At 34.2% G+C, this 19,575-nt stretch carries 27 protein-coding genes and 2 pseudogenes; 1 reads left to right on the top strand and 28 read right to left on the bottom strand.

Annotation, left to right across the window (positions count from 1 at the left end; all coding sequences use genetic code 11):
• Positions 1 to 357: 357 nt before the first annotated feature.
• The 9 genes and pseudogenes from BHU68_RS01500 to BHU68_RS01470 all read right to left on the bottom strand — a co-directional run bounded on the left by BHU68_RS01500 (position 358) and on the right by BHU68_RS01470 (position 3,507).
• Positions 358 to 618, bottom strand: coding sequence for a hypothetical protein (locus BHU68_RS01500; protein WP_069469683.1), 261 nt, complete (start codon positions 616 to 618; stop codon positions 358 to 360).
• 143 nt (positions 619 to 761) lie between these two features.
• The gene (locus BHU68_RS01495; RefSeq protein WP_069469682.1) at positions 762 to 1,049 is read right to left on the bottom strand and encodes a hypothetical protein; all 288 of its coding nucleotides are present in this window, start codon (positions 1,047 to 1,049) and stop codon (positions 762 to 764) included.
• Complete coding sequence (locus BHU68_RS01490; protein WP_069469681.1) at positions 1,046 to 1,282, bottom strand: hypothetical protein; 237 nt, start codon at positions 1,280 to 1,282, stop codon at positions 1,046 to 1,048. The genes BHU68_RS01495 and BHU68_RS01490 overlap by 4 nt, the downstream gene beginning before the upstream one ends.
• A 62-nt stretch (positions 1,283 to 1,344) precedes the next feature.
• A complete protein-coding gene (locus BHU68_RS18190; RefSeq protein ID WP_069469680.1) occupies positions 1,345 to 1,575 on the bottom strand; it encodes an NAD-dependent epimerase/dehydratase family protein in 231 nt (76 codons plus the stop codon).
• Positions 1,576 to 1,578: 3 nt separating this feature from the next.
• Positions 1,579 to 1,635 (bottom strand): annotated as a pseudogene (locus BHU68_RS18185) (toxin-antitoxin system TumE family protein); the annotation flags it as partial.
• Positions 1,636 to 1,733: 98 nt separating this feature from the next.
• Positions 1,734 to 2,009, bottom strand: a complete 276-nt coding sequence (locus BHU68_RS01480; RefSeq protein ID WP_069469679.1) for a hypothetical protein — start codon at positions 2,007 to 2,009, stop codon at positions 1,734 to 1,736.
• Positions 2,010 to 2,309: 300 nt separating this feature from the next.
• Positions 2,310 to 2,477 (bottom strand): toxin-antitoxin system TumE family protein, encoded by a 168-nt coding sequence (locus BHU68_RS17045; RefSeq protein WP_171899642.1) that lies wholly within the window; start codon positions 2,475 to 2,477, stop codon positions 2,310 to 2,312.
• 276 nt (positions 2,478 to 2,753) lie between these two features.
• A complete protein-coding gene (locus tag BHU68_RS01475) occupies positions 2,754 to 3,089 on the bottom strand; it encodes an NAD-dependent epimerase/dehydratase family protein (RefSeq protein ID WP_083234917.1) in 336 nt (111 codons plus the stop codon).
• Between the two features lie 208 nt (positions 3,090 to 3,297).
• Positions 3,298 to 3,507, bottom strand: coding sequence for a hypothetical protein (locus tag BHU68_RS01470; RefSeq protein WP_069472962.1), 210 nt, complete (start codon positions 3,505 to 3,507; stop codon positions 3,298 to 3,300).
• Between the two features lie 76 nt (positions 3,508 to 3,583).
• On the opposite strand from BHU68_RS01470, the gene BHU68_RS01465 reads away from it, so the two are divergent.
• Positions 3,584 to 4,429: a hypothetical protein gene (locus BHU68_RS01465; protein ID WP_069469676.1), complete on the top strand. Its 846-nt coding sequence runs from the start codon at positions 3,584 to 3,586 to the stop codon at positions 4,427 to 4,429.
• Between the two features lie 152 nt (positions 4,430 to 4,581).
• Here the strand turns inward: BHU68_RS01465 and BHU68_RS01460 are convergent, their stop codons facing one another.
• From BHU68_RS01460 to BHU68_RS01395, 19 genes and pseudogenes are all read right to left on the bottom strand, one after another.
• A complete protein-coding gene (locus BHU68_RS01460) occupies positions 4,582 to 5,922 on the bottom strand; it encodes a sugar transferase (RefSeq protein ID WP_069469675.1) in 1,341 nt (446 codons plus the stop codon).
• On the bottom strand, positions 5,915 to 7,018 hold the full coding sequence (locus BHU68_RS01455; RefSeq protein ID WP_069469674.1) for a DegT/DnrJ/EryC1/StrS family aminotransferase: 1,104 nt from the start codon (positions 7,016 to 7,018) through the stop codon (positions 5,915 to 5,917). The genes BHU68_RS01460 and BHU68_RS01455 overlap by 8 nt, the downstream gene beginning before the upstream one ends.
• A gap of 4 nt (positions 7,019 to 7,022) precedes the next feature.
• The gene (locus tag BHU68_RS01450) at positions 7,023 to 7,613 is read right to left on the bottom strand and encodes a sugar phosphate nucleotidyltransferase (protein WP_216092850.1); all 591 of its coding nucleotides are present in this window, start codon (positions 7,611 to 7,613) and stop codon (positions 7,023 to 7,025) included.
• 8 nt (positions 7,614 to 7,621) lie between these two features.
• Positions 7,622 to 7,729, bottom strand: a pseudogene (locus BHU68_RS18180) (sugar phosphate nucleotidyltransferase); the annotation flags it as partial.
• 7 nt (positions 7,730 to 7,736) lie between these two features.
• A complete protein-coding gene (locus tag BHU68_RS01445; protein ID WP_216092849.1) occupies positions 7,737 to 8,300 on the bottom strand; it encodes a hypothetical protein in 564 nt (187 codons plus the stop codon).
• Positions 8,278 to 8,499 (bottom strand): hypothetical protein, encoded by a 222-nt coding sequence (locus BHU68_RS01440; protein WP_069469672.1) that lies wholly within the window; start codon positions 8,497 to 8,499, stop codon positions 8,278 to 8,280. Before BHU68_RS01440 ends, BHU68_RS01445 begins: the two co-directional genes overlap by 23 nt.
• Before the next feature lie 8 nt (positions 8,500 to 8,507).
• Positions 8,508 to 9,488, bottom strand: coding sequence for an SDR family NAD(P)-dependent oxidoreductase (locus BHU68_RS01435; RefSeq protein WP_069469671.1), 981 nt, complete (start codon positions 9,486 to 9,488; stop codon positions 8,508 to 8,510).
• Between the two features lie 83 nt (positions 9,489 to 9,571).
• Positions 9,572 to 10,039 carry a DUF29 domain-containing protein gene (locus tag BHU68_RS01430; RefSeq protein ID WP_069469670.1) on the bottom strand — a complete coding sequence of 156 codons (468 nt, stop codon included), beginning with the start codon at positions 10,037 to 10,039 and terminating at the stop codon, positions 9,572 to 9,574.
• A 67-nt stretch (positions 10,040 to 10,106) separates the two neighbouring features.
• Positions 10,107 to 11,249: a DegT/DnrJ/EryC1/StrS family aminotransferase gene (locus BHU68_RS01425; RefSeq protein ID WP_069469669.1), complete on the bottom strand. Its 1,143-nt coding sequence runs from the start codon at positions 11,247 to 11,249 to the stop codon at positions 10,107 to 10,109.
• A gap of 18 nt (positions 11,250 to 11,267) precedes the next feature.
• Positions 11,268 to 11,894: a GNAT family N-acetyltransferase gene (locus tag BHU68_RS01420; protein WP_069473692.1), complete on the bottom strand. Its 627-nt coding sequence runs from the start codon at positions 11,892 to 11,894 to the stop codon at positions 11,268 to 11,270.
• Positions 11,894 to 12,691, bottom strand: a complete 798-nt coding sequence (locus BHU68_RS17475) for a glycosyltransferase family 4 protein (RefSeq protein WP_216093252.1) — start codon at positions 12,689 to 12,691, stop codon at positions 11,894 to 11,896. Before BHU68_RS17475 ends, BHU68_RS01420 begins: the two co-directional genes overlap by 1 nt.
• Before the next feature lie 33 nt (positions 12,692 to 12,724).
• Complete coding sequence (locus tag BHU68_RS17470) at positions 12,725 to 13,123, bottom strand: glycosyltransferase (RefSeq protein ID WP_216092846.1); 399 nt, start codon at positions 13,121 to 13,123, stop codon at positions 12,725 to 12,727.
• 2 nt (positions 13,124 to 13,125) lie between these two features.
• A complete protein-coding gene (locus BHU68_RS17465) occupies positions 13,126 to 13,944 on the bottom strand; it encodes a heparinase II/III family protein (protein WP_216092845.1) in 819 nt (272 codons plus the stop codon).
• The gene (locus tag BHU68_RS17460; RefSeq protein WP_216092844.1) at positions 13,910 to 14,911 is read right to left on the bottom strand and encodes a heparinase II/III family protein; all 1,002 of its coding nucleotides are present in this window, start codon (positions 14,909 to 14,911) and stop codon (positions 13,910 to 13,912) included. Before BHU68_RS17460 ends, BHU68_RS17465 begins: the two co-directional genes overlap by 35 nt.
• A 16-nt stretch (positions 14,912 to 14,927) precedes the next feature.
• Positions 14,928 to 16,082 carry a Gfo/Idh/MocA family protein gene (locus BHU68_RS17455; RefSeq protein ID WP_216115499.1) on the bottom strand — a complete coding sequence of 385 codons (1,155 nt, stop codon included), beginning with the start codon at positions 16,080 to 16,082 and terminating at the stop codon, positions 14,928 to 14,930.
• Positions 16,083 to 16,157: 75 nt separating this feature from the next.
• Positions 16,158 to 17,060, bottom strand: a complete 903-nt coding sequence (locus BHU68_RS17450; protein WP_216092842.1) for a zinc-dependent alcohol dehydrogenase — start codon at positions 17,058 to 17,060, stop codon at positions 16,158 to 16,160.
• Positions 17,061 to 17,163: 103 nt separating this feature from the next.
• On the bottom strand, positions 17,164 to 17,316 hold the full coding sequence (locus BHU68_RS17040; protein WP_171899643.1) for a hypothetical protein: 153 nt from the start codon (positions 17,314 to 17,316) through the stop codon (positions 17,164 to 17,166).
• A gap of 181 nt (positions 17,317 to 17,497) precedes the next feature.
• Positions 17,498 to 18,604, bottom strand: a complete 1,107-nt coding sequence (locus BHU68_RS01400; protein ID WP_102135827.1) for an acyltransferase family protein — start codon at positions 18,602 to 18,604, stop codon at positions 17,498 to 17,500.
• A 21-nt stretch (positions 18,605 to 18,625) separates the two neighbouring features.
• Entirely contained in the window at positions 18,626 to 19,504 is an 879-nt protein-coding gene (locus BHU68_RS01395; RefSeq protein WP_069469667.1) for a glycosyltransferase, read from the bottom strand.
• Between the last annotated feature and the right edge of the window lie 71 nt (positions 19,505 to 19,575).

The following is a 19,575-nucleotide window of genomic DNA, read 5'->3' as shown; positions in this document are numbered from 1 at the left end:
TGCAAAGGACAAATTACACTCTACTAACCTCATGTGTCCATTATAAGTTACGACGCTTCAATCACTATAGCCATGCTATCTTGCTTGCCTCATTTCCCTTTATGGCTTTTTACCCTTGCTCACGATGTTTCCAGTCACGGTACCAAGCGGGTAATGCTTTTGAGCATATTATTCAACCGATGTCCTAGGATTTTAACCTTACCATTTTTACCAGTTATATTGGCTTCCTAGCCAATACTCTAAGTCCTTAAAAAATTAAGTACCTTAGAAACATGTCGCACTATCCTTGCTTATATGCAATCCATGTAGTTGCTAATATCAGGAGTTCAAAGCGAAGCTTTGTTATTACTATAATAACTACATGGATTTAGACTTGATAAACCACTGATAAGTTTCAAGCAATCCTTGCAACAATCCAATTTGAGCCTGCCACCCCAGTGCATTTAGTTTCGATACGTCCAACAATTTACGCGGAGTACCATCCGGCTGATTGCTATCAAACCGCAATTGTCCTTGAAATCCTGCCACTTGTTTAATGGTTTCGGCTAATTCTCGAATGGTAACTTCGGTGCCGGTGCCTATATTTATATGGGATAACATCGGTTGGGCTAATTGCATGATAAAGAGGCAAGCGTCTGCTAAGTCATCTCCAGTTTCCCCATATTGTTACACTATCTTCACCATTTAGTTTAGCCAGGGATTTAGACCTGACAGTGATAACCGACCATTTGACGTAATTTTGGGACTGTTGGTTGTCTGAATCAGGATTTACAGAATTTTAGGAAAGTTAGCGTATCGATATTATGGGTGGTTTCAAATTGAGCAATTTTGGTTCGATAAGGCTTTTTAATTAATGCTTCTGATAGAATAAAAGGGATAACTAACAAACCTTGTTGCAACATTTCAACTATAATCTGTGATGAACCGGTATTTCTCTGCACCAAAAAACTAATCTGCTTGAGTTCTTCGGTAGCCCACTCATGATAATTATCATTTTCACTCAGATAAGCAACTAAAGGTCCAGTATCTAAAATAACATCTTTCTTCATTCTCCAAATCCTTTAAAATAATCTGGATTAGTTGATAAATCAGCCGGTGCTTTTTTGATACAAGCTTGGAATTTTTTAGCAGCTTGGGCAAAAGAAATATTTTTTTTATTATAAATACTGGTCGGTTGTTTTAAAATAATTATTTCAACCTTATCACCCATTGTAAAAGGCAAAGCATCTAAATATAATCTACCATTCTGAGGTATTGTAGCTTCAATTCTATGTGCAAACATGATTTTGTCCATTATAACTGGCTAAATTAAGAATAAATTTGATAATGATACCATAATAACATCTAATTTTTAATTAATTGGGATAACATCGGTTGGGCTAATTGCATGATAAAGAGGCAAGCGTCTGCTAAGTCATCTCCAGTTTCCCATATTGTTACACTATCTGCACCATTTAGTTTAGCTGCCGGATAGGTATTATTTGCATAAATTCCACCTACTTTTGCCGCTGCTAAAATCACATAATCCGGTTTTTCAGAACTAAAAAAAGCCGCAACTGCGGCTTGATTAGTCAAATCTTTATGATCTGGAAATGTAGCTATTTCATGATGATGTGGTACATTATCATAACGAAAAACTAACTAATTATTTATCCAGATCATAATCAAGTATGGTATCTATGCTATACCAGTCTGCAATCTTGCTAGCAATTAAAATCTCTTTCAAGCGTAGTTCAGGATTCATATTTGAGGTTTTCCAAAACGGAGATTTTTTGTTCTAACAAGTTAATCACATTCACATAATGATCCCATTTTAACCACTCTTTTTGATCACCTAATTTACCTTGATTAAATAACTGACTAAAAGTTAGCGTATCCATATTATGGGTGGTTTCAAATTGAGCAATTTTGGTTTGATAAGCTAGTTGCTTTCTTTGCAGAATTTGCCTACCTATTTGGATGCTTTCTTGTACAGTTAGCAGTGCTTCTTTATCAACTAAAATATTCATCTAAAATAATTCTCTATATTTTTTACAAGATTCAATTGGTTTGATTATACCATAATAACTACATGGATTGCATGTAAGCAGGGATAATATTCAGACCTGTCAGGTCTAGTTTAGTACAACTAATTAAGAAACGAAGTAACGATACGCAGTCACGGAGCGGAGCGGAGTAAGTAAATAAACTAATTTTTCAATAAATATCATCAGGTAAACAATCTTTCTGCCAGTCTTCTAAACCTTCACGCAGCGAATAAGTTAATTCAAATCCATTCTGATAAGCCGGTTCAGACTTCAAGATACTTTTTATTCAACCATCAAATCAATAATTTCTTCTATAACTTGCTTCAAATTTGGTGTTTGGCTTTCAATTACTGTGTTTGGATAATGTTTATGATCTGGAAATGTAGCTATTTCATGATGATGTGGTACATTATCATAACGAAAAATTAACTCATTATTTATCCAGATCATAATCAAGTATGGTATCTATGCTATACCAGTCTGCAATCTTGCTAGCAATTAAAATCTCTTTCAAGCGTAGTTCAGGATTCATATTTGAGGTTTTCTTGTACGGTTAGCAGTGCTTCTTTATCAACTAAAATATTCATCTAAAATAATTATCTATATTTTTTATCAGATTCAATTGGCTTGATTATACCATAATAATGCTAATATCAGGAGTTCAAAGCGATACTAATAACTACAGGGATTTAGACCTGACAGGTTTTTAAAACCTGTCAGGTCTGGTTATAATCTGGATTTAGACTTGATAAACCACTGATAAGTCTCACGCAATCCTTCCAACAATCCAATTTTAGCCTGCCACCCCAGTGCATTTAGTTTCGATACATCCAACAATTTACGCGGAGTACCATCCGGCTGATTGCTATCAAACCGCAATTGTCCTTGAAATCCTGTCACTTGTTTAATGGTTTCGGCTAATTCTCGAATGGTAACTTCGGTGCCGGTGCCTATATTTATATGGGATAACATCGGTTGGGCTAATTGCATGATAAAGAGGCAAGCATCCGCTAAGTCATCTACATGCAAAAACTCACGTTTAGCATTACCAGTTCCCCATATTGTTACAAGATCACATAATCTGGTTTTTCAGAACGAAAAAAAGCCGCAACAGCGGTTTGATTAGTCAAATCTAATTCACTATGGGTTCGTAATAATAAATTTTTGCGTTTTTATTCATAATCTTTTGTTGTCTGAATCAGGATTTACAGAATTCTTTAATTCTGAATTGCAGATTTCTTTGATAGTGGTGGGTTGGGGATAGACGAGATTATAGATACAGTGAGCGGATTACATCTTTAACATAATTGCTGCCCTTAACGGTGGTTTTTCTACCAATATAGGCAAAGCGTCTTTTCTTTAAAGCATAATATAAACGGGTATAGTTACTATTTTCCCACCACCCAAATACGACACCAAGCCTCACAATGCGTAAACGTCTCTCAGGTGCAGCATTTTGCCAAGCTTTAAGCACCCTCATAAGTTAAGGGCAACCATAAAGGATTGCCCCTACAGATAAAAAAATGCTATAATTAGTTTTTTTATTGGATTTTCAAATGAATACTCATTTTATTTTCTTCATATTCTTTACCATAGCCGTCATTAAACCTATTAACATTCCCAATATTAACCGTTATATGGGAATGGGTTTGTTTGTCTTGATTGGTATATGGTTTCTTATTACCGTTATCAAAAACTATCGTCATTTATTCAAGACTTATCTTTGGGAAATAGTCGCTATTAGTTTGTTTTTAGTCATTAATGTTATATCTTTATTGACTAATTTATATCGTTTTGATACTACTACTCAGTTAATATTTTTTGGTTTTGCCTCGTTTGCTGTTTGGTTAGTTTTGCCTATGGCTTGGGTGATATTTCAATATAGTAATGGACAAAAATATCGTTGGATAGGTTGGGGAGTTATGCTATTTATGGCATTGGTTGCTCTTTGGCAGGTTTTTGATATGTCTTTTTCTAAAATTTTTACTCAATTTTTTGTCGCTGATGATATACATCAATATTATCATTTTAGAGCTATTACTTCTTTTACTAGAAATAGTACCATTTTTGGCGTTATTGCTGCCATTATTGTATTAGTTTGTTTAAGATTAGTCATCACTAGTGAAGCTAAAGTTTTTTTTATCTTATTAGCTCTGTTAAGTCTTTATACTGGCATTATGAGTGAGTCTAGGAATTTTATATTTACTCTTGGTGTTGGTTTGCTGGTAATGTCATTTAAATATTTTTTAAAATTCCCTAAAACAACTGTTTCATTGCTGCTGATTGGTATTATTGGAATACATTTTGTGGTGATTAATAATGATCGAGTGGTAGAAAAGTATGGTAGGGCTTTACCTTATTTGGCGAAAATTAGTCAAAATCAACATTATTGGAGTTGTTAGTCTGATATTATTATTAGTCTTGCTGTTAAAACGAGCTTATTATGCAGGTAATATAGCAATTTTTATTGCTATATTATCCTCATTAATATTTGATAATTATCTTGATTATTCTATGGGTTGGGTATTGTCTATGGTTTGGCTATTGATGATTTCTAACGAATCTGCGCAAAAGGTTCCATAGTAAACGGTACAATTAGAGTCACATTATGTGACTCGCACCAGTTTTTTAAACGACGATATTTGCCTTTGGTGGGTATGAATGTAACCCAAAGTTGTTCAAATTTATGCTTGGTATAAAGTGTATCTAAGTCGCGCTCACAACCTATCATTTTATATTTTGATATAAAACGCCCTCTTATTAGTTCTTCGTCATCAATAAATCCTATGATTTCAATTCTAGGAAATCCTCGTTCTAATAAGGAAATTAAGGCTGTACCACGGCTACCTGCTCCGTAAAACAATACTGGAATTTTTTGTCGTTTCTTGCTGCTTGAGTAACGTGAGCGTAACCAACGTTCACGGTACAAAATTCTTGGCACTATCATAAAAGGCAGGGCTATTATTAATGTAATAGGTAATAGAATTATGGAACTATATCTATATAGAAACATTATTATAAAATAAGATACCATCAAGCAAAAAGAAACAATTTTAATTAAACGCGCTGCATCATGTAGTGAAAAATATCGTACTGGATGACGATAACTCCCTAAAATTATCATAGCAGGAATTAATATTAATGGAAATAACCATGCTCCTGTTATTAATACTGATATGTATGCCTCATTTATATTAGATCCAAAACGCAGCCAGTTACTTGCAGACCAAGCAAATTCTATAACCATTATATCTAATAATATAATAGCACTATGCAAATTTATTAAGCGTTGCCAATTTGCTACGCCAATCAAACTTACCCAGACACCTTGAAATATTAAAACTAAATCAGTAAAACAATTGGCTTTAGCAAAGTATTTTAAATCTTGTTTGGCTTTTTTGGGAAATAGAACAGTTCGATAAAAGATTTCTGGATCTTGGTCTGATGGATATAATTCACTTTCATTTCTAAATGAAATTTGATTTGGTCCAAAAATACCCGGAACATGATCTAAAACTTCAGTAAATTGTTCCTGAAATAAATCAGCATATTTTAAACTTTCTGGTCGAGGTCCCACAAATGACATTTGTCCAAGCAGAATATTCCATAATTGAGGTAGTTCGTCCAGTTTGGTTCTTTCTATAAATTTGCCTACTCGTGTCATTCTAGCATCATTAGCCATTGTGACACCGGGTCCAGCGTTACCCCAATCACTAGGAAATTTGCGGAACTTATGTACTAAAAAATGTTTGCCTTTTAAACCTAAACGTTTCTGAGAAAAAATGATATTACCCGGAGATTCAATACGTATTACTAAGGTAATTAGCAGCATCAATGGTGCCGCTAATAATAATCCCAATAATGAGAAAACTATATCTATTATTCGTTTACACACAAGAATTCACACTTTTTACTATCGTTTCTATGTTTGATTGATTTAAATCAGGATATAGAGGTAGGGTTATTATATGTTTATAAAAATTTTCAGTTTTGCTTAATTTGACACCGGGAAAGTGTTTTTGATAGTAGGAAAAATGATGCACTGGTGGATAATGAATACTACTTTGGATGCCAGCAGTACGTAATTGTTTCATTACTTGTGTGCGGTCAATATTTTCTGGTAATAAGATTGGTAATAAGTGTGCCGCTGTTATTTTATGATCTTTAAATGGAATTGTTATGTTTGATTCGGTGAATAATTTACGGTAAATGGCTGTTAGTTGTCTGCGCTTGTTATTCCATTTTTTTAGTTGAGATAATTGACATATACCGATTGCAGCACGCAATTCATCGATTCTATAGTTATATCCTAACATGGTAACATCATAGGAATAAGCATGACCCTTGTCTCTATCAAGTGTACTAGTTGTCATGCCGTGACTACGTAAAGCACGAATTTTTTCTAATATTGCTGGTTGACGCGCTATTACCATACCGCCTTCTGCTGTAGTCATATTTTTATTGCTAAAAAAACTAAATGCAGCAGCATCTGCTATTTGTCCAACGGTTTCTATGCCCGGAGCATGAGCGGCATCTTCAACCAAAAACAGTTTATTAGCATCGACAAATGTTCGCCAATCAATTAAGTTATCTATTAGATAACCCGCATAATGCATTACAATTACTGCTTTAGTTTTTGCCGTGACTTTATTTTTAGCGTCTTCAAGTGAGATATGTGGACGTTCTACAGATTCTATATCAACAAATACTGGAGTAGCACCAACATATAATATGGCATTTACTGTAGCAACAAAAGTTAGTGATGGAACTAATACTTCATCTCCATCTCCTACGCCTAAAGCCGCTAAACTTAAATGTAAACCGGCTGTACAAGAACTTACTGCTACTGCTTCTGAAACTTGGTGCATTTCTGCAAATGCTGTTTCAAAATCTTTGACTTGGTTGCCCATAGTCAACCAGCCGCTGTCAATGACGGCTGATAATGCTTGTTTTTCTGATTCTCCTAATATCGGAGCAGCTAATGAAATCATTTTTTTATAATCCCAACATTGGAATATTAGCCTCTTGGAATAGTTCTTGTGCTTTTTGAAAGTCTTCTGGGCGACCAATATCCATCCATGATCCTTTATGTTGATATACGTGTACTGGTAATTTGTTATCTAACATACTATACATCAAGTCATCAAAACCAAAAGGTACTGCTTTGGGAATATGTTTTAATATTTCTGGTTCCATGCAATAGATTCCCATACTTACTTGGTAATCAAATGATGGTTTTTCATAAAAATTGGTAATTTGTTGGTCTTGTGTTTCAATTACTCCTAGATCAACTTTTACTGTTTTATTGGTGACACCAACTGTTAATAAGTCTTTATGTTCATGGTGATAACGATAAAATGCACGTAAATCCAGATCAGTTACTAAATCTCCATTTAGTACTAAAAATGTTTCGTCTAATTGTTCACGAATTAAGTCTAAAGCACCAATAGTTCCAAGTGGTTCAACTTCTTCACTGTAAGTGATTTTACAATCCCATTGGCTACCGTCGCCACAAAGTGAGCGGGCAAATGACCTAAATAACCGGTTGTTATATAAATTTCTCGAATGCCATAGCGTCGTAGCCATTTTATAAGCATTTCAATAACTGGTAAATCGCCTACTGGCATTAGAGGTTTTGGTAGTACTAAGGTATATGGCCTTAAACGAGTACCTTTGCCACCTGCTTGAATTACTGCTTTCATATATATATTATAAATCCATATCAAAAATGATAGTTGCCAAATTAGCACAATTATTTTTTACGCATTCCCAGTCATGCCACTTGGGATCAAGATCTTTGTATTCAGATAATTCAGGTTTGACTTCGTCCAAATCGAATGGTAGTGCGTTCGCAAGTTGTATTTGTAGTTGCTGGAGTGGTGATTCTCCATTATCCTGCGGGTATAAACGATTAAAATTTTCAAGTGCTAATGTAACCTGATCATCACCTAAATAATCTGCTAAAGCCACGAAATCCAAATAATCGCGGGTGGCATTGCGTTTAAGAATTAGTACTCCTTTAATACGTAATATTTCAGCCTTAGTAGGTATGGTTATCAATTTGCCATGATAATTAATGACATTGGTTTCTAATGGCTCATCACGGATTAATTGTCGTATTCCAGTTTCGATACCGTCTAAACTGCCCAGAATCTGTACTGGTCTTTGAATTCTGGCGGTTCCACCAACCAGTACTGCTTCAGGTATAATATCTTGTAAACGAGCAGCAGATGATAAAACTTGTTCCCAATCAGGCAAGGTGTTTTTTTGCATAATGTTTCCAAAAATGGTAACGTTGGGCATAAGGATCATGCACATAAGCATGACAAATTCGTTGCACTTTTTCAAGTAAAGATCCGTTATTAAGAACGGCATCTCGCAATTTTAACCAATCTTCCCAGCCTCCACGCGAAATGATATTATCAATCGCTGCCAAAGTATATTGCTGATGATTTAAATGACGATGTAACATAAAATTAATTAGGTATTATAAATCCCGACTTTATATTTATCTAAATTTTGTTTTATCCAATTTACTGTTTCTTCTAAACCTTGTTGTAATGAATAATTAGCTTGCCAATTTAATTGGTTTTTTGCTTTGTCATTATTACAGATTAATGCCATTACTTCACTTTTTTCTGGGCGAAGACGCGCGTTGTCAACTTCAATTGTTGCTTTAGATTCACAGATGTCTAAAATTAATTGGGCTAGTTCGCCTATTGTAACACCTTCACCGCGCCCTATGTTTGTTACATTGCCTATTGCAGCGTCAGAATTTGCCACTGCTATAAAACCACGTACTGTGTCTTTGACATAATTTAAATCTCGAATTGGGGATAATGCTCCTAAACGAATGGTGTCATTACCAGATAATGCTTGAGATATTACGGTTGGAATGACTGCCCTTGCCGATTGTCTAGGTCCAAATGTGTTGAAGGGTCTAATAGTTGCCACTGGTAAATCAAAAGATAAATAGTAGGATTCAGCTAGTTTATCAGCGGCAATTTTAGAGGCTGAATATGGTGATTGTCCAACTAATGGATGTTTTTCATCAATTGGTACATATTGTGCCGTGCCATAGGTTTCTGAGGTTGATGTATGCACTAAGCGGCTAACTTTTTCATTTTTACAAGCTTCCAGTATATTTAGTGTGCCTTTTATGTTGGTTTCAACATAAGCCGCTGGGGCGCGGTATGAGTAGGGAATCGCGATTAAAGCGGCAAGGTGATACACGGTATCACAACCAGATACTGCTTTTTGCACTGCGAATGGATCGGCAATATCTGCTGGAAATACTTCAACATTTTGCATGAGTTCTTTAGGTAAAGATTCTAACCAGCCCCAGTTACTCTGGAAATTGTAATGTACCATTGCACGGACTTTATGCCCTGCTTTGACTAATTCTTCTGTTAAATGGCTACCGATAAAACCGGCTGCGCCTGTTATTAATATTTGTTTCATTTATATTTTATCTTTTAATTAAACGATAAAGGGTAACCACAGGGAATAGAGCAACTAATTGGTGGGTTTAGCTAATTCTGTAGTTAGTTAACAGGATAAAAATCATCATCCAAAATTTCTGCCACTGAATAACAACAATGTTCAGGAAATATTTCTTTAGCCAATCTAGTTTCTTTAGCCGCTAACAATACTGCATCTTCATAAGCATTGTTGATGATTGCTGGCAATTTTGATTTAAGCCCCGGTGATTTTCGTAAGCGTCTTTGCAAGCGTAAACGTTGCTCAATAATCGTTGTGCGCCAACTATCTCCTTTAAATTCTTGCCAACGCTCAGACAATTGTTGATATTGAAATTGCCATTTCAATAAATGAGCAAGCAAAATAATCAAACGACTTTCTAATTCATTAGTCTCGGCTTTGCCAATATCAGATAATTCTTCCAATAAATGCGGAATATCCAAGTCAATAAAACAACCTTCTTTTAATAATCTGCTGTTTTCTTTTGCCCATTCACTATAGTTTGTATCATACAACTGTGCTAATTCTCTCATCATCTTGTCCTTACCTAAATGATAAATGGATTATATCATAAATAACTAGATTAATTGATCTCAACATTCAGACAATTAAATTAATATTATCCTCAACAAACGCCAGCACCCTATCAATATTATCCGGATTAGTAGGCAAATTCACTACATGTTGAGAAACAAAATTAGCAACAGGAAATAATTTTGCATCAAACTGCCAAGAAGTAAGATCGCCAATAATAGGATGTAAGGGAGAAATAAACCAATCTCCAAGTTCTATTCGATTTTTTTCAGCTAAACTTAAAAATAATTCTCTATCTTTTACCAAAATTGGGTATTTCAAAAATCCATGATTTTCATATAGTTCATAGGCAACATGACGCTTATTAAATTTTTTTAGCAGTTCAGTATAAAAATTAGCATTTTGTTTACGAACTTTCATTACCTCTGTTAATGTTTTTAGGTTGCGAAGTCCTTCTTTTGCCTGAGCTGAACTGAAGCCTTTAAAAAAGTTTTCTGGCATTTTGGTGGATGATATTTCTCCACCACTAGATGATCCTAATACTAAGTTATGTTTACTTAATAGGCGGTATAATTTTATCAGTGGCCAATAGGTAAATTCATTTATTAGGTATCGTTTTACAAAATATAGTGTTTTTAAGCTTAAATTATCTTTTAGGGTAGGCGTGGATTTTGGTTTTTCTAATTGTTGTAAATTGCTTGCAATTTTTGCTGATTTTGTTATTACAAATCCACCTATTCCTGTTGAAAAAGGCTTATTCCATTGGGTGGAAAAAAAAGCTGCATCACAAAATTGTCCGTTTGGTTTGCCCTGATAAAATCCACCAAAGCCATGTGTACAATCTTCAATTGTGTATATATTATGTTGTTGTGCCAGAGAGTTGATTTTTTCTAAATTACTAGAAAGTCCATAAGTGTTTTGGCAAATTATGACTTTGGTACGATCAGTAATTGCTGCTTCAAGCTTATTTATATCCATATTATATGTAGATTCTGAAGTATCTACATATACTGGCGTGGCACCAAGATAAAGAATTGCATTTGGAACCACTACACAGGTATAAGCTGGCAGAATAATTTTATCGCCTTGCTTAATTCCCATGGCTTTCAAAATCGCATATAAACCAACACGGCCTTTCCAGAATAAAAAGAGATTTTCACATTGAAGGATTTTTTGTAGTGATTGTTTGTATGATTGTTGTAATTTCATGTGTTTACATTAAACAAATTATATTAATGCTTTAACATATTCGTTCATTGGTTTATTATGATTTGTAAATTCTTGCTTAAGAACAAAACCACATGATTTATAAAAACTATTTGAACGAACATCAACTTGGTATGTGACGACATAATATTTGTCAATTTCCATTTGTTTCATAGTATCATCGAGTTTTTTGACTAAACTTTTACCAATTCCCATACCTTGATAAGCATTGTCAATCACCATTGATAACAATTCAGCTCTAATCGCATTATTATGTTTTTCAATTTTTTGTGGTTTATGGAAAAAAGGATAGAAAAGGGTTTCCAGTATTTTTTTTAAAATTTTTATATTAACAATGTTAGGGAATATTGTTAATGATAGTGATACAAAATGTCGTTTAATCACGTTAATATAACATTTTTTTACATTGTTAGTATATGAAATAAAACCTAATACTAGTGAGTTATTTTCTTCGCTAACTGCAACAAATATCCCAGAGTTCTGAGCATTAGAAATACCTTTATATAAAATGGTTAGGAACTTAATTCCTAAAGAAGAGAGAAAACCTTCTGTTATCCTTTGAATATGCAACCTAGCAATACTTTGAAAATGTTTTTCATTGGCACGAACTATTTTGTAATCTATCACTATAGAGTGTCTCCAATCTGCTTTTCCAAAAAACAAACAAACTGTTCAGCAAGCTGTTCACGATCAAACTTATCCTCAGCCAATTTTTTAGCTCTATTTCCCATCTTCATTAATTCATCACGTTGAGTTGCCATTTGTTCTAAAGCATTTGCAAATGCAATTGGATCTTCAGGTGGTACGACTTTACCACATTCAAACCCCTCAATCAATTCTGCGAGCCAGCCCGGATAATTATTGAGTACCGGCAATCCTGATGCAATGTAGTCAAAAAATTTATTGGGTGAGGTTCCATAATAAAAGGCCGGGATATTTGCTAGTAATTGCATTCCTATATCTGCACCTTTTAAATATTGTGCTAGTTCTCGTTTGGGCATTAGATCAAGAAATATGCAATTTGATAGTTTGTCTCTTTTTGCTCGTTCTAATAGTTCAGCTTTTAATTTGCCTTGTCCAATAAAACATAGTTTTATATCATCACGTCCACGTTCTTTTAATACTTGAGCCGCATCAAGCGCGGCATCCACACCATTTGCGATACCATGTGTTCCAGTAAATACCGCCAATAAATCGGAATCCAATACGCCATTTGGTCGCTTTGCTTTAATGTCTGTTTGTGCAAATAGATCAAGATCACATCCATTCGGAATCATCGTAATTAAAGACTTGTCAATTCCTCTTTTCTGAATACCTGCTACAATGCCCGGAGATAAGCCAATACAAGCGTCCGCTGCATGATAAGTACTCCATTCTAGGATGCTCATCATTTTAAGAATCACTGGATTGCTAATCACTCCCATCTCTCTGGGCAGCTCTGGCCATAAATTTCTAACCTAAAATACAAATGGCTTGCGACGCAGAATTTTTGCAAAAATGCCCGGTATTCCTACTGTCAAAGGTGTAGATGTTGCAAATAACAGATCGTAGTCGGTTTTTAATGCTATTTTGATGCTACGCAATGAAAATTTTATAAAAGTGAGACTACGTTTGAAAAATGAGTCTTTATTAGAATAAGGCAAATCAAATTCAATTACATTAATTCCATCCACCACACCATGACGCATACTGTTGTTAAATGTAGATTTTAAGCCAGTCTTGCCACCGCTATATCTACCACACACCATCGTTACTTGATGACCCTGTTCAATCAAGTGCCTTGCCATTGCGTATGAACGAGTACCTAAAGCTCCCTCTGGCGTAGAAAAATGTTGATGATAATAAAGTAGGTGCATAGTTAATGTAATGTAATTATTGTAGTAAATATAGCAGCAGTTTGTGCCGCTATTTCAATCTCAAGCACTGGTAAAGCTGTTTTTTCAAGATAATAACGCGATTCCCAGCCTTCTGTAATTTTTATTCGTTTAATATCCACATTACAAGTTATTTCAATTTTTGCCTTTTCTGATTGGCATATATTGTTGTTAATTATCCATTGTTCTGGTATTAGTCGCCATCTTAACATGGCTTTATTAAATTTTCCCCTGATTTTATCAGTAATTTTCCAGCAGTTATCTGATACAGATATTTGCCGCTGGTGTGAGCAGCCTTTATAGTCGGTATAACCAGCTGACCAAGATAATTGATTGGCTTTTTGTTCAATCTCAGTTAGCAAATTGGTTGTTAGCCATTTTCCAAATAAAAAACGACTGACTTTGGGCATTTGATCACGATCATCAAATTCAATAGTATTATGAGAACGAGTGCCAGAAAAATATTTCAACCACTTTTCTTCAGTATTATAACTATAGCTGCCACTATCTCTCAGTACATTTTGTCCTTTATGCCACAAATCCATATGCAAAGCGTCTGCTTGACTTGGTCTGAATCGGAAACAAGGAAAACGTATAATAGCTTTAGTATTATTGTTCTGCAAAACCGCATAACCACCCTCTTTAAACAATTGGCTTTGCTGTTTTAGTGGCGGCTCATTTAAACCTAGCCAATATAAAGCTTCACTAACTTGGTGTTGCAAAGAAAATAGTGGCTTGTCATAAAATAGTACACTAGCTAATTGTAAACTAGGGCGAAAATCTCGATAATCTGGCTCCATCATTATGACCTAAATTTGGTGCATCACCAGTTTTTAGATCAAGCATTTGATATAACCAATTGGTTGCCATTTTGGCGCGTTTATAAAATTCTTCGGAGAATGCTTTTTTATCCAATTGTTTACGCCAGAATTCTACCATCCAAAACGTATCTAACATAACACGATGATAATTAACCGAATACTGAGAAAAACTACCATCAGCTTCAATCAGATATTTGGCACGATTTTCTAACCAACGCCGGCCTATTTTTTGCCAATAATTCGCTTTTTTATTATACTTGCCTAGCCAACTGCCACCAATAAATAAAGCCGCTGCTTCACTAGTGCCATGATTATTATTCTGTGCCATTGCATAAGCCAAGGTAGATGCAATGCGCTGACAATGTTCAGATACAAACCTAATCAAGCATTCATTTGGCTGCTGATTTAAAAGTTTAGCAGCTAGTAACAATTGCATCATACGAATAGCGGCTTCTTGACCACATTTCCAATTTGGACCCTGATTGAATGGATTTTTTTTAATCCAATCAACTAACCAACTATTTAAGGCTTTTAGATATTTTTTATCTCCAGAAACTCGATAAGCTCTTGCAAAAATAAGAAGCCAATCAAAACGTGACAGCTCCCAAACTAATTTAATATCTCCGCCATCAAAATCACCAATCTGTGACCAATGAACTGAATTTATAGCAGACCAATTAGGGGGTGTTCCTAAATCTACTGATTTATGCGAAAACAAAGTTTGCCGCCCCTGCAATAAAGCATCAGCATGATTAACTACTTCACTACTAAGATTATCTTGTGGTAATTGTTCTGATACAGAAAAAAAATCACCAGCATAAGAGTTACCAATTGGCAATTGTTTGCGTATTATGCCAGTTTTTAATTTTAGCTTGTAGCAGAATACTCGTAGCAGATTCGTTAATCCTAATTTGCTGTAGGCATCTAGTGATATTAGTTTATTTTGCATAAGTATCTTATAATGTCTATTTCTGAGAACGCAATTGACGCGCTGCTTCAATAGTATATCGAGATACTTCCATCAATTCATCAAAACTAATTGGTGATGCTTTGCCACTACGAATACTTTCTAAAAATGCAACTACACAAGCCGTTTGTCCTTTATCTTGACGCATCAGGTTCATTTTTTTAAAGTTTTTCCAGCCAAAGCCACGTAGTTTGCGGAAATTGTCTAGTTGTAAGACTGCATCACCAGCAAATACTTCAATACGTTCTTTTGGAAATGCTTTTCCGCCATTTGCAAGGTAATTAATAGTTCCAAAAGAACCATCATCAAAACCAAGTAGAATCGCTGCCTTATCTTCTGTTACTTCAACAGCTGGATGATTTCCCATGCGTCGTGCTTGTACAGATACAATCTTTGCACCAGTCAGATAGCGCATTAAATCTATATAATGGCAAGCTTCACCAATGATACGCCCACCACCAATTTTAATATCTTGAACCCAAGTATCTTTGGGAATTTCCCCTGCATTCATGGTCATAATAAATGATTTAGGCTGATTCACTGATTGCAGCAGGGTTTTGATTTTTACAATTTGGGGTGCAAAGCGTCGGTTGAAACCCACCATTAATTTGCTATTAGTTGATTCATTGTAAGCCTGTTCTATAGCATCCAATTCTTCATCATCAAGTGCTAGTGGTTTCTCAACAAAAACATTTTTTCCACGATTCAGTGCATCAATAACATAACGGGCATGGGTATTATGTTGTGTTACCACTGCTACGGTGTTGATTTCCTTATTATCTAATATTTCTGTAACATCAGTAGCGGCTTTATGAAAACCATTTTTTTCACCATGATGGGTAGCACTTACACCACCGCTGGAAACAATAGTATGCAACTGGGCACCAGCTTTGGCATAAGCAGGAATTAGTATCCGAGAAGCATAATTACCTGCACCAATAAAACCACATACTGGTTGATCTGCCTTAAAGCTAACATCTTGTTTCAATGTTACTTGTTTAACTATTAAGGATTCCTTCGGTACATCTGGATATTGAAGCAGAATTCCAAGAGCCTGTTTATCATCACTCAGTGTTTTATAAGCCTCAACGGCATCATCAAAATTAAAATGGTGGGAAATCAGTGGTTTTACATTGATACGACCATCTGCCATCATATCTAAAATGGCTTCAAAATTACGTTGTTCTGTCCAACGAACAAAACCTAAAGGATAATCCTGCCCCTTGTTTTAATAATTACTATCATAACGACCCGGACCATAAGAACAAGAAACCTGAAAACTGAGTTCTTTTTGATAAAATTCGGAACGATCCAATTCAAGTCCAGTTACGCCAACCAGTACAATACGCCCACGTTTTCGACTCATACGAGCAGCTTGACTAACAGGATCAGATGATTTGGTTGATGCAGTAATAATGACAGCATCGACTCCACGACCCTTGGAAAAAGCCATACCAGCTTCTACTGGATCTTGCCCTTTATTCAAAGAGACAGTCTCCGCGCCAAACTGACGCGCTATTTCCAACTTGGACTCATCAAAATCAATACCTAAAACACGGCATCCATGAGCGCGTAATAATTGAACAGTTAAAAGACCAATCAAGCCTAAACCAGTTACAACAAAACTTTCACCCAAGCTTGGTTTAGCTAATCGAATACCCTGCAAACCAATAGAAGCCAATACAGTAAAAGCAGCCTCTTCATCAGTAACACTATCAGGAATAGCCGCTGTTAAATTACGAGAAACAGATACAATAGAAGCATGAGAACCATTAGAAACAACACGATCACCCTGCTTAAACTCAGACACATCTTGTCCAACATCAATGACTTGCCCAACATGACAATAGCCTAATGCTAAGGGCTGATCAAGTTTACTTTTGACAGCATCAACAGTTGCCATAAGACCATCAGTACTGACTTTTTCCAATACCATCTTAACCTTTTCAGGCTGTTGACGGGCTTTATCAAGCATATTAGCTTTGCCGAATTCAACTAGCATACGCTCCGTGCCAATTGAAATTAGACTCTGTGTAGCCTGAATTAAGACACTGGATTTATTATTTTTAGGAACTGGTACAACAACTAAGCGAGTTTCGCCAGTTGACATGTTTTGGAGAATTTGTTTCATATGATAATTTAGATGTATGTTATATGTTAGCCCTGAAAGGGCGAAATAAATAATCAGGTTATATTATGTCGCCCCTTCAGGGTTTGTAAAGCAACTATTCATACTAGCCTATAGCAAAAGTTTCTCTAAATTCTCTTCTACCTTTGTCAAATTCTTTTCCAGCCTCTTCTCCCATCGCATTTTGTTCAATTTTATCCATTATTTTAGCCCATTTACCCTTGGTAGCAAATTGATTTCTATCTTTCATTCGGTTCATATTTTGAAAAACAATTAACATAAGCAAGTATAGATATATGGTTAATTATATGATTTTTAAGCTTTTATTTGCTTGCTAGTTAATATAGCTGCAACTAAACCTGACAGGTTTGATTAAACTTTTTAACTAATAGGAGTTCAAGATTTATCTTGGCGACATAAATTTACTTTATTAATATAATCTATATTTTAACTGAGGAATTTACAGAATGCAAAGGTCTATGCTTTAGCTTTAGAGCAGGAAATTCAATAAATTTCCATGATAACCATGCTGTAGCAACAGTAATTAAAACCACAAGCAGTAAAAAAACTGGATTATTCATATATCCGAGTTCCACCATAACATTAACAACGAGCATATGATAAATATAAACCCCATAAGAAATATCATTGCCTCGCAGAATGCTATTACTTAGACTACACCATGTAAAGGCAAATGCCATTACCCAAGCTGCCAGAAAAATTCGACTGATAAGCAGTAATAGATAATTATCATTAACTTGTAAATTTAAAATATTTCCAATATATAACATATAACTAACATAAATTACAGTCCATATTAAGAATTTGCCTTTAAAAAATTTAAATAATAGTTCAATATTTAAATAAATCAACATACCCAATAAGAACATAAAAAGATGTGGAAAAATACTTACACTAAGTAATTTAGCTATAAAATTAGATTTATACAATCCATCTTGCATAATGATAATATATAAAATTGAAGAAGCAATGAATAAGCTAGCCAAAATTATGTTTTGATTTAATTTTTTGTTAAGTACAGCTAATAACATTATTATGGGGGGGGTTATTATATAAAATTGGAGTTCTACAGGAATTGTCCATAAACTACCATTAACAACTCCAACTCCAAAACTTCTGAAAAATTCAGGATTAAAAAATTGCACAATACTCAATTGCCCGATTATCCATGCAATAAATGATGTGCCAAATATTTCTTTATTTAAATAGCCAAAAATACCAAGAATAACTAGAGAAACAATAAAACATACCCACAAAGCCGGATAAATACGCAAAATTCTGTTAATTGCATAACTTTTAAGATTTGGATTTCTGTCAAAAGACATGGTAATCAAAAATCCACTAATAACAAAAAAAATTGGCACCCCGGGAAAAAAACCAAAAACCTTCCCAACTATCGGATTTACATTAACATTTAAATGAGATATGGAATGATAAAACACCACCTGTAGTGCTGCGAATAATCTAAGCAAATCAAAGTTATTGAGTTGTGAATTCATTCCTTTGGGAAATTGAGATGTAAGCATAGTGTTTTTAATTTTAATTTTCTATATGTTTGTATAAAAATTAATAAAATTATTGATATTATTTGTTTCTTTTTTATTATTTTTCATTTTTTCATTATTTAATAAATCATTTACTTTTTTGGCTAAATTTAAATGATCTGATGTTTTAAACAATGTTACTCCGTCTGGTCTTACTGTACAATCACTAACAACTGTATATTTATCCATATACAATGCTTCCCTAACTGACAAAGCATCACCATCTGTAATAGTTGGTCTTATAAATATATCCGATGATTGAATATACTGCCAACCTTCTATATTTGTATAATTTTTTAAAATTACTCTTTTTTTATCTTTATTATCTAATTGCCCAATTATTTTATCATAATATTTTTTTTCTTCATTATTCATAGCTGGTATCAATAAAATTAAAATTACATTTTCATTTATTTTTTTAAATGCTTCAATCAGTGTATCGAAACCATATACATCTTTACCATCAGTATTAAAACTCAATTTATAAGCATAAAAAAACAATATTTTTAGATTACTTTTTCTGTACTTTAAAAATAAAGATATATATTCATTACTATAATTTTCGGGCATTAAAAAAGGAGATATAATTTTTATCTTATTTTTATTAAACTTTTCAGCTATTAATTGCTTTTCTATATAAATATTATCTGCAATAATATAATCAATTTCTTTAAAAACCATTGAGATAAAAAAATTTTTTTTAATCTTAGATACTAAATATTCACTATGAATACTCCATACTAAAGTGAATGATGGATGAATTTTTTTTATAAAGGATAATATCACTAAGCCTATATAATTAGAACCTTGATAATGAATAATATTTTCCTTAACACCGTTTTGAAACCAACACTCAACTAATATTTTATGGATTTGCCTCATTTGCAGTCTGGCTAATTTTCCCTATGTCATGGCTGATATTCCAATATCATAACAAACAAAAACATAGCTGG

This window comes from Candidatus Marithrix sp. Canyon 246 (assembly GCF_001723685.1).
Classification (GTDB): Bacteria; Pseudomonadota; Gammaproteobacteria; order Beggiatoales; family Beggiatoaceae; genus Marithrix.
Note: the sequence above shows the minus strand (reverse complement) of the source record. Positions and strands in the feature narration are given on the sequence as shown.

Coding starts and splice junctions, on each gene's coding strand:
- BHU68_RS01440 (WP_069469672.1), bottom strand. CDS start 8,499: ATGTTACATCGTCATTTAAATCATCAGCAATATACTTTGGCAGCGATT.
- BHU68_RS01400 (WP_102135827.1), bottom strand. CDS start 18,604: ATGCTTACATCTCAATTTCCCAAAGGAATGAATTCACAACTCAATAAC.
- BHU68_RS17470 (WP_216092846.1), bottom strand. CDS start 13,123: ATGCACCTACTTTATTATCATCAACATTTTTCTACGCCAGAGGGAGCT.
- BHU68_RS01430 (WP_069469670.1), bottom strand. CDS start 10,039: ATGAGAGAATTAGCACAGTTGTATGATACAAACTATAGTGAATGGGCA.
- BHU68_RS01490 (WP_069469681.1), bottom strand. CDS start 1,282: ATGTTTGCACATAGAATTGAAGCTACAATACCTCAGAATGGTAGATTA.
- BHU68_RS17040 (WP_171899643.1), bottom strand. CDS start 17,316: ATGAACCGAATGAAAGATAGAAATCAATTTGCTACCAAGGGTAAATGG.
- BHU68_RS01395 (WP_069469667.1), bottom strand. CDS start 19,504: ATGAGGCAAATCCATAAAATATTAGTTGAGTGTTGGTTTCAAAACGGT.
- BHU68_RS01480 (WP_069469679.1), bottom strand. CDS start 2,009: ATGAATATTTTAGTTGATAAAGAAGCACTGCTAACTGTACAAGAAAGC.
- BHU68_RS01495 (WP_069469682.1), bottom strand. CDS start 1,049: ATGAAGAAAGATGTTATTTTAGATACTGGACCTTTAGTTGCTTATCTG.
- BHU68_RS17045 (WP_171899642.1), bottom strand. CDS start 2,477: ATGATCTGGATAAATAATGAGTTAATTTTTCGTTATGATAATGTACCA.
- BHU68_RS01470 (WP_069472962.1), bottom strand. CDS start 3,507: ATGAGGGTGCTTAAAGCTTGGCAAAATGCTGCACCTGAGAGACGTTTA.
- BHU68_RS01450 (WP_216092850.1), bottom strand. CDS start 7,613: ATGGCTACGACGCTATGGCATTCGAGAAATTTATATAACAACCGGTTA.
- BHU68_RS01445 (WP_216092849.1), bottom strand. CDS start 8,300: ATGCAAAAAAACACCTTGCCTGATTGGGAACAAGTTTTATCATCTGCT.
- BHU68_RS17475 (WP_216093252.1), bottom strand. CDS start 12,691: ATGGGAGTGATTAGCAATCCAGTGATTCTTAAAATGATGAGCATCCTA.
- BHU68_RS17455 (WP_216115499.1), bottom strand. CDS start 16,082: ATGGCAGATGGTCGTATCAATGTAAAACCACTGATTTCCCACCATTTT.
- BHU68_RS17460 (WP_216092844.1), bottom strand. CDS start 14,911: ATGCAAAATAAACTAATATCACTAGATGCCTACAGCAAATTAGGATTA.
- BHU68_RS17465 (WP_216092845.1), bottom strand. CDS start 13,944: ATGATGGAGCCAGATTATCGAGATTTTCGCCCTAGTTTACAATTAGCT.
- BHU68_RS17450 (WP_216092842.1), bottom strand. CDS start 17,060: ATGAAACAAATTCTCCAAAACATGTCAACTGGCGAAACTCGCTTAGTT.
- BHU68_RS01435 (WP_069469671.1), bottom strand. CDS start 9,488: ATGAAACAAATATTAATAACAGGCGCAGCCGGTTTTATCGGTAGCCAT.
- BHU68_RS01455 (WP_069469674.1), bottom strand. CDS start 7,018: ATGATTTCATTAGCTGCTCCGATATTAGGAGAATCAGAAAAACAAGCA.
- BHU68_RS01425 (WP_069469669.1), bottom strand. CDS start 11,249: ATGAAATTACAACAATCATACAAACAATCACTACAAAAAATCCTTCAA.
- BHU68_RS01500 (WP_069469683.1), bottom strand. CDS start 618: ATGCAATTAGCCCAACCGATGTTATCCCATATAAATATAGGCACCGGC.
- BHU68_RS01465 (WP_069469676.1), top strand. CDS start 3,584: ATGAATACTCATTTTATTTTCTTCATATTCTTTACCATAGCCGTCATT.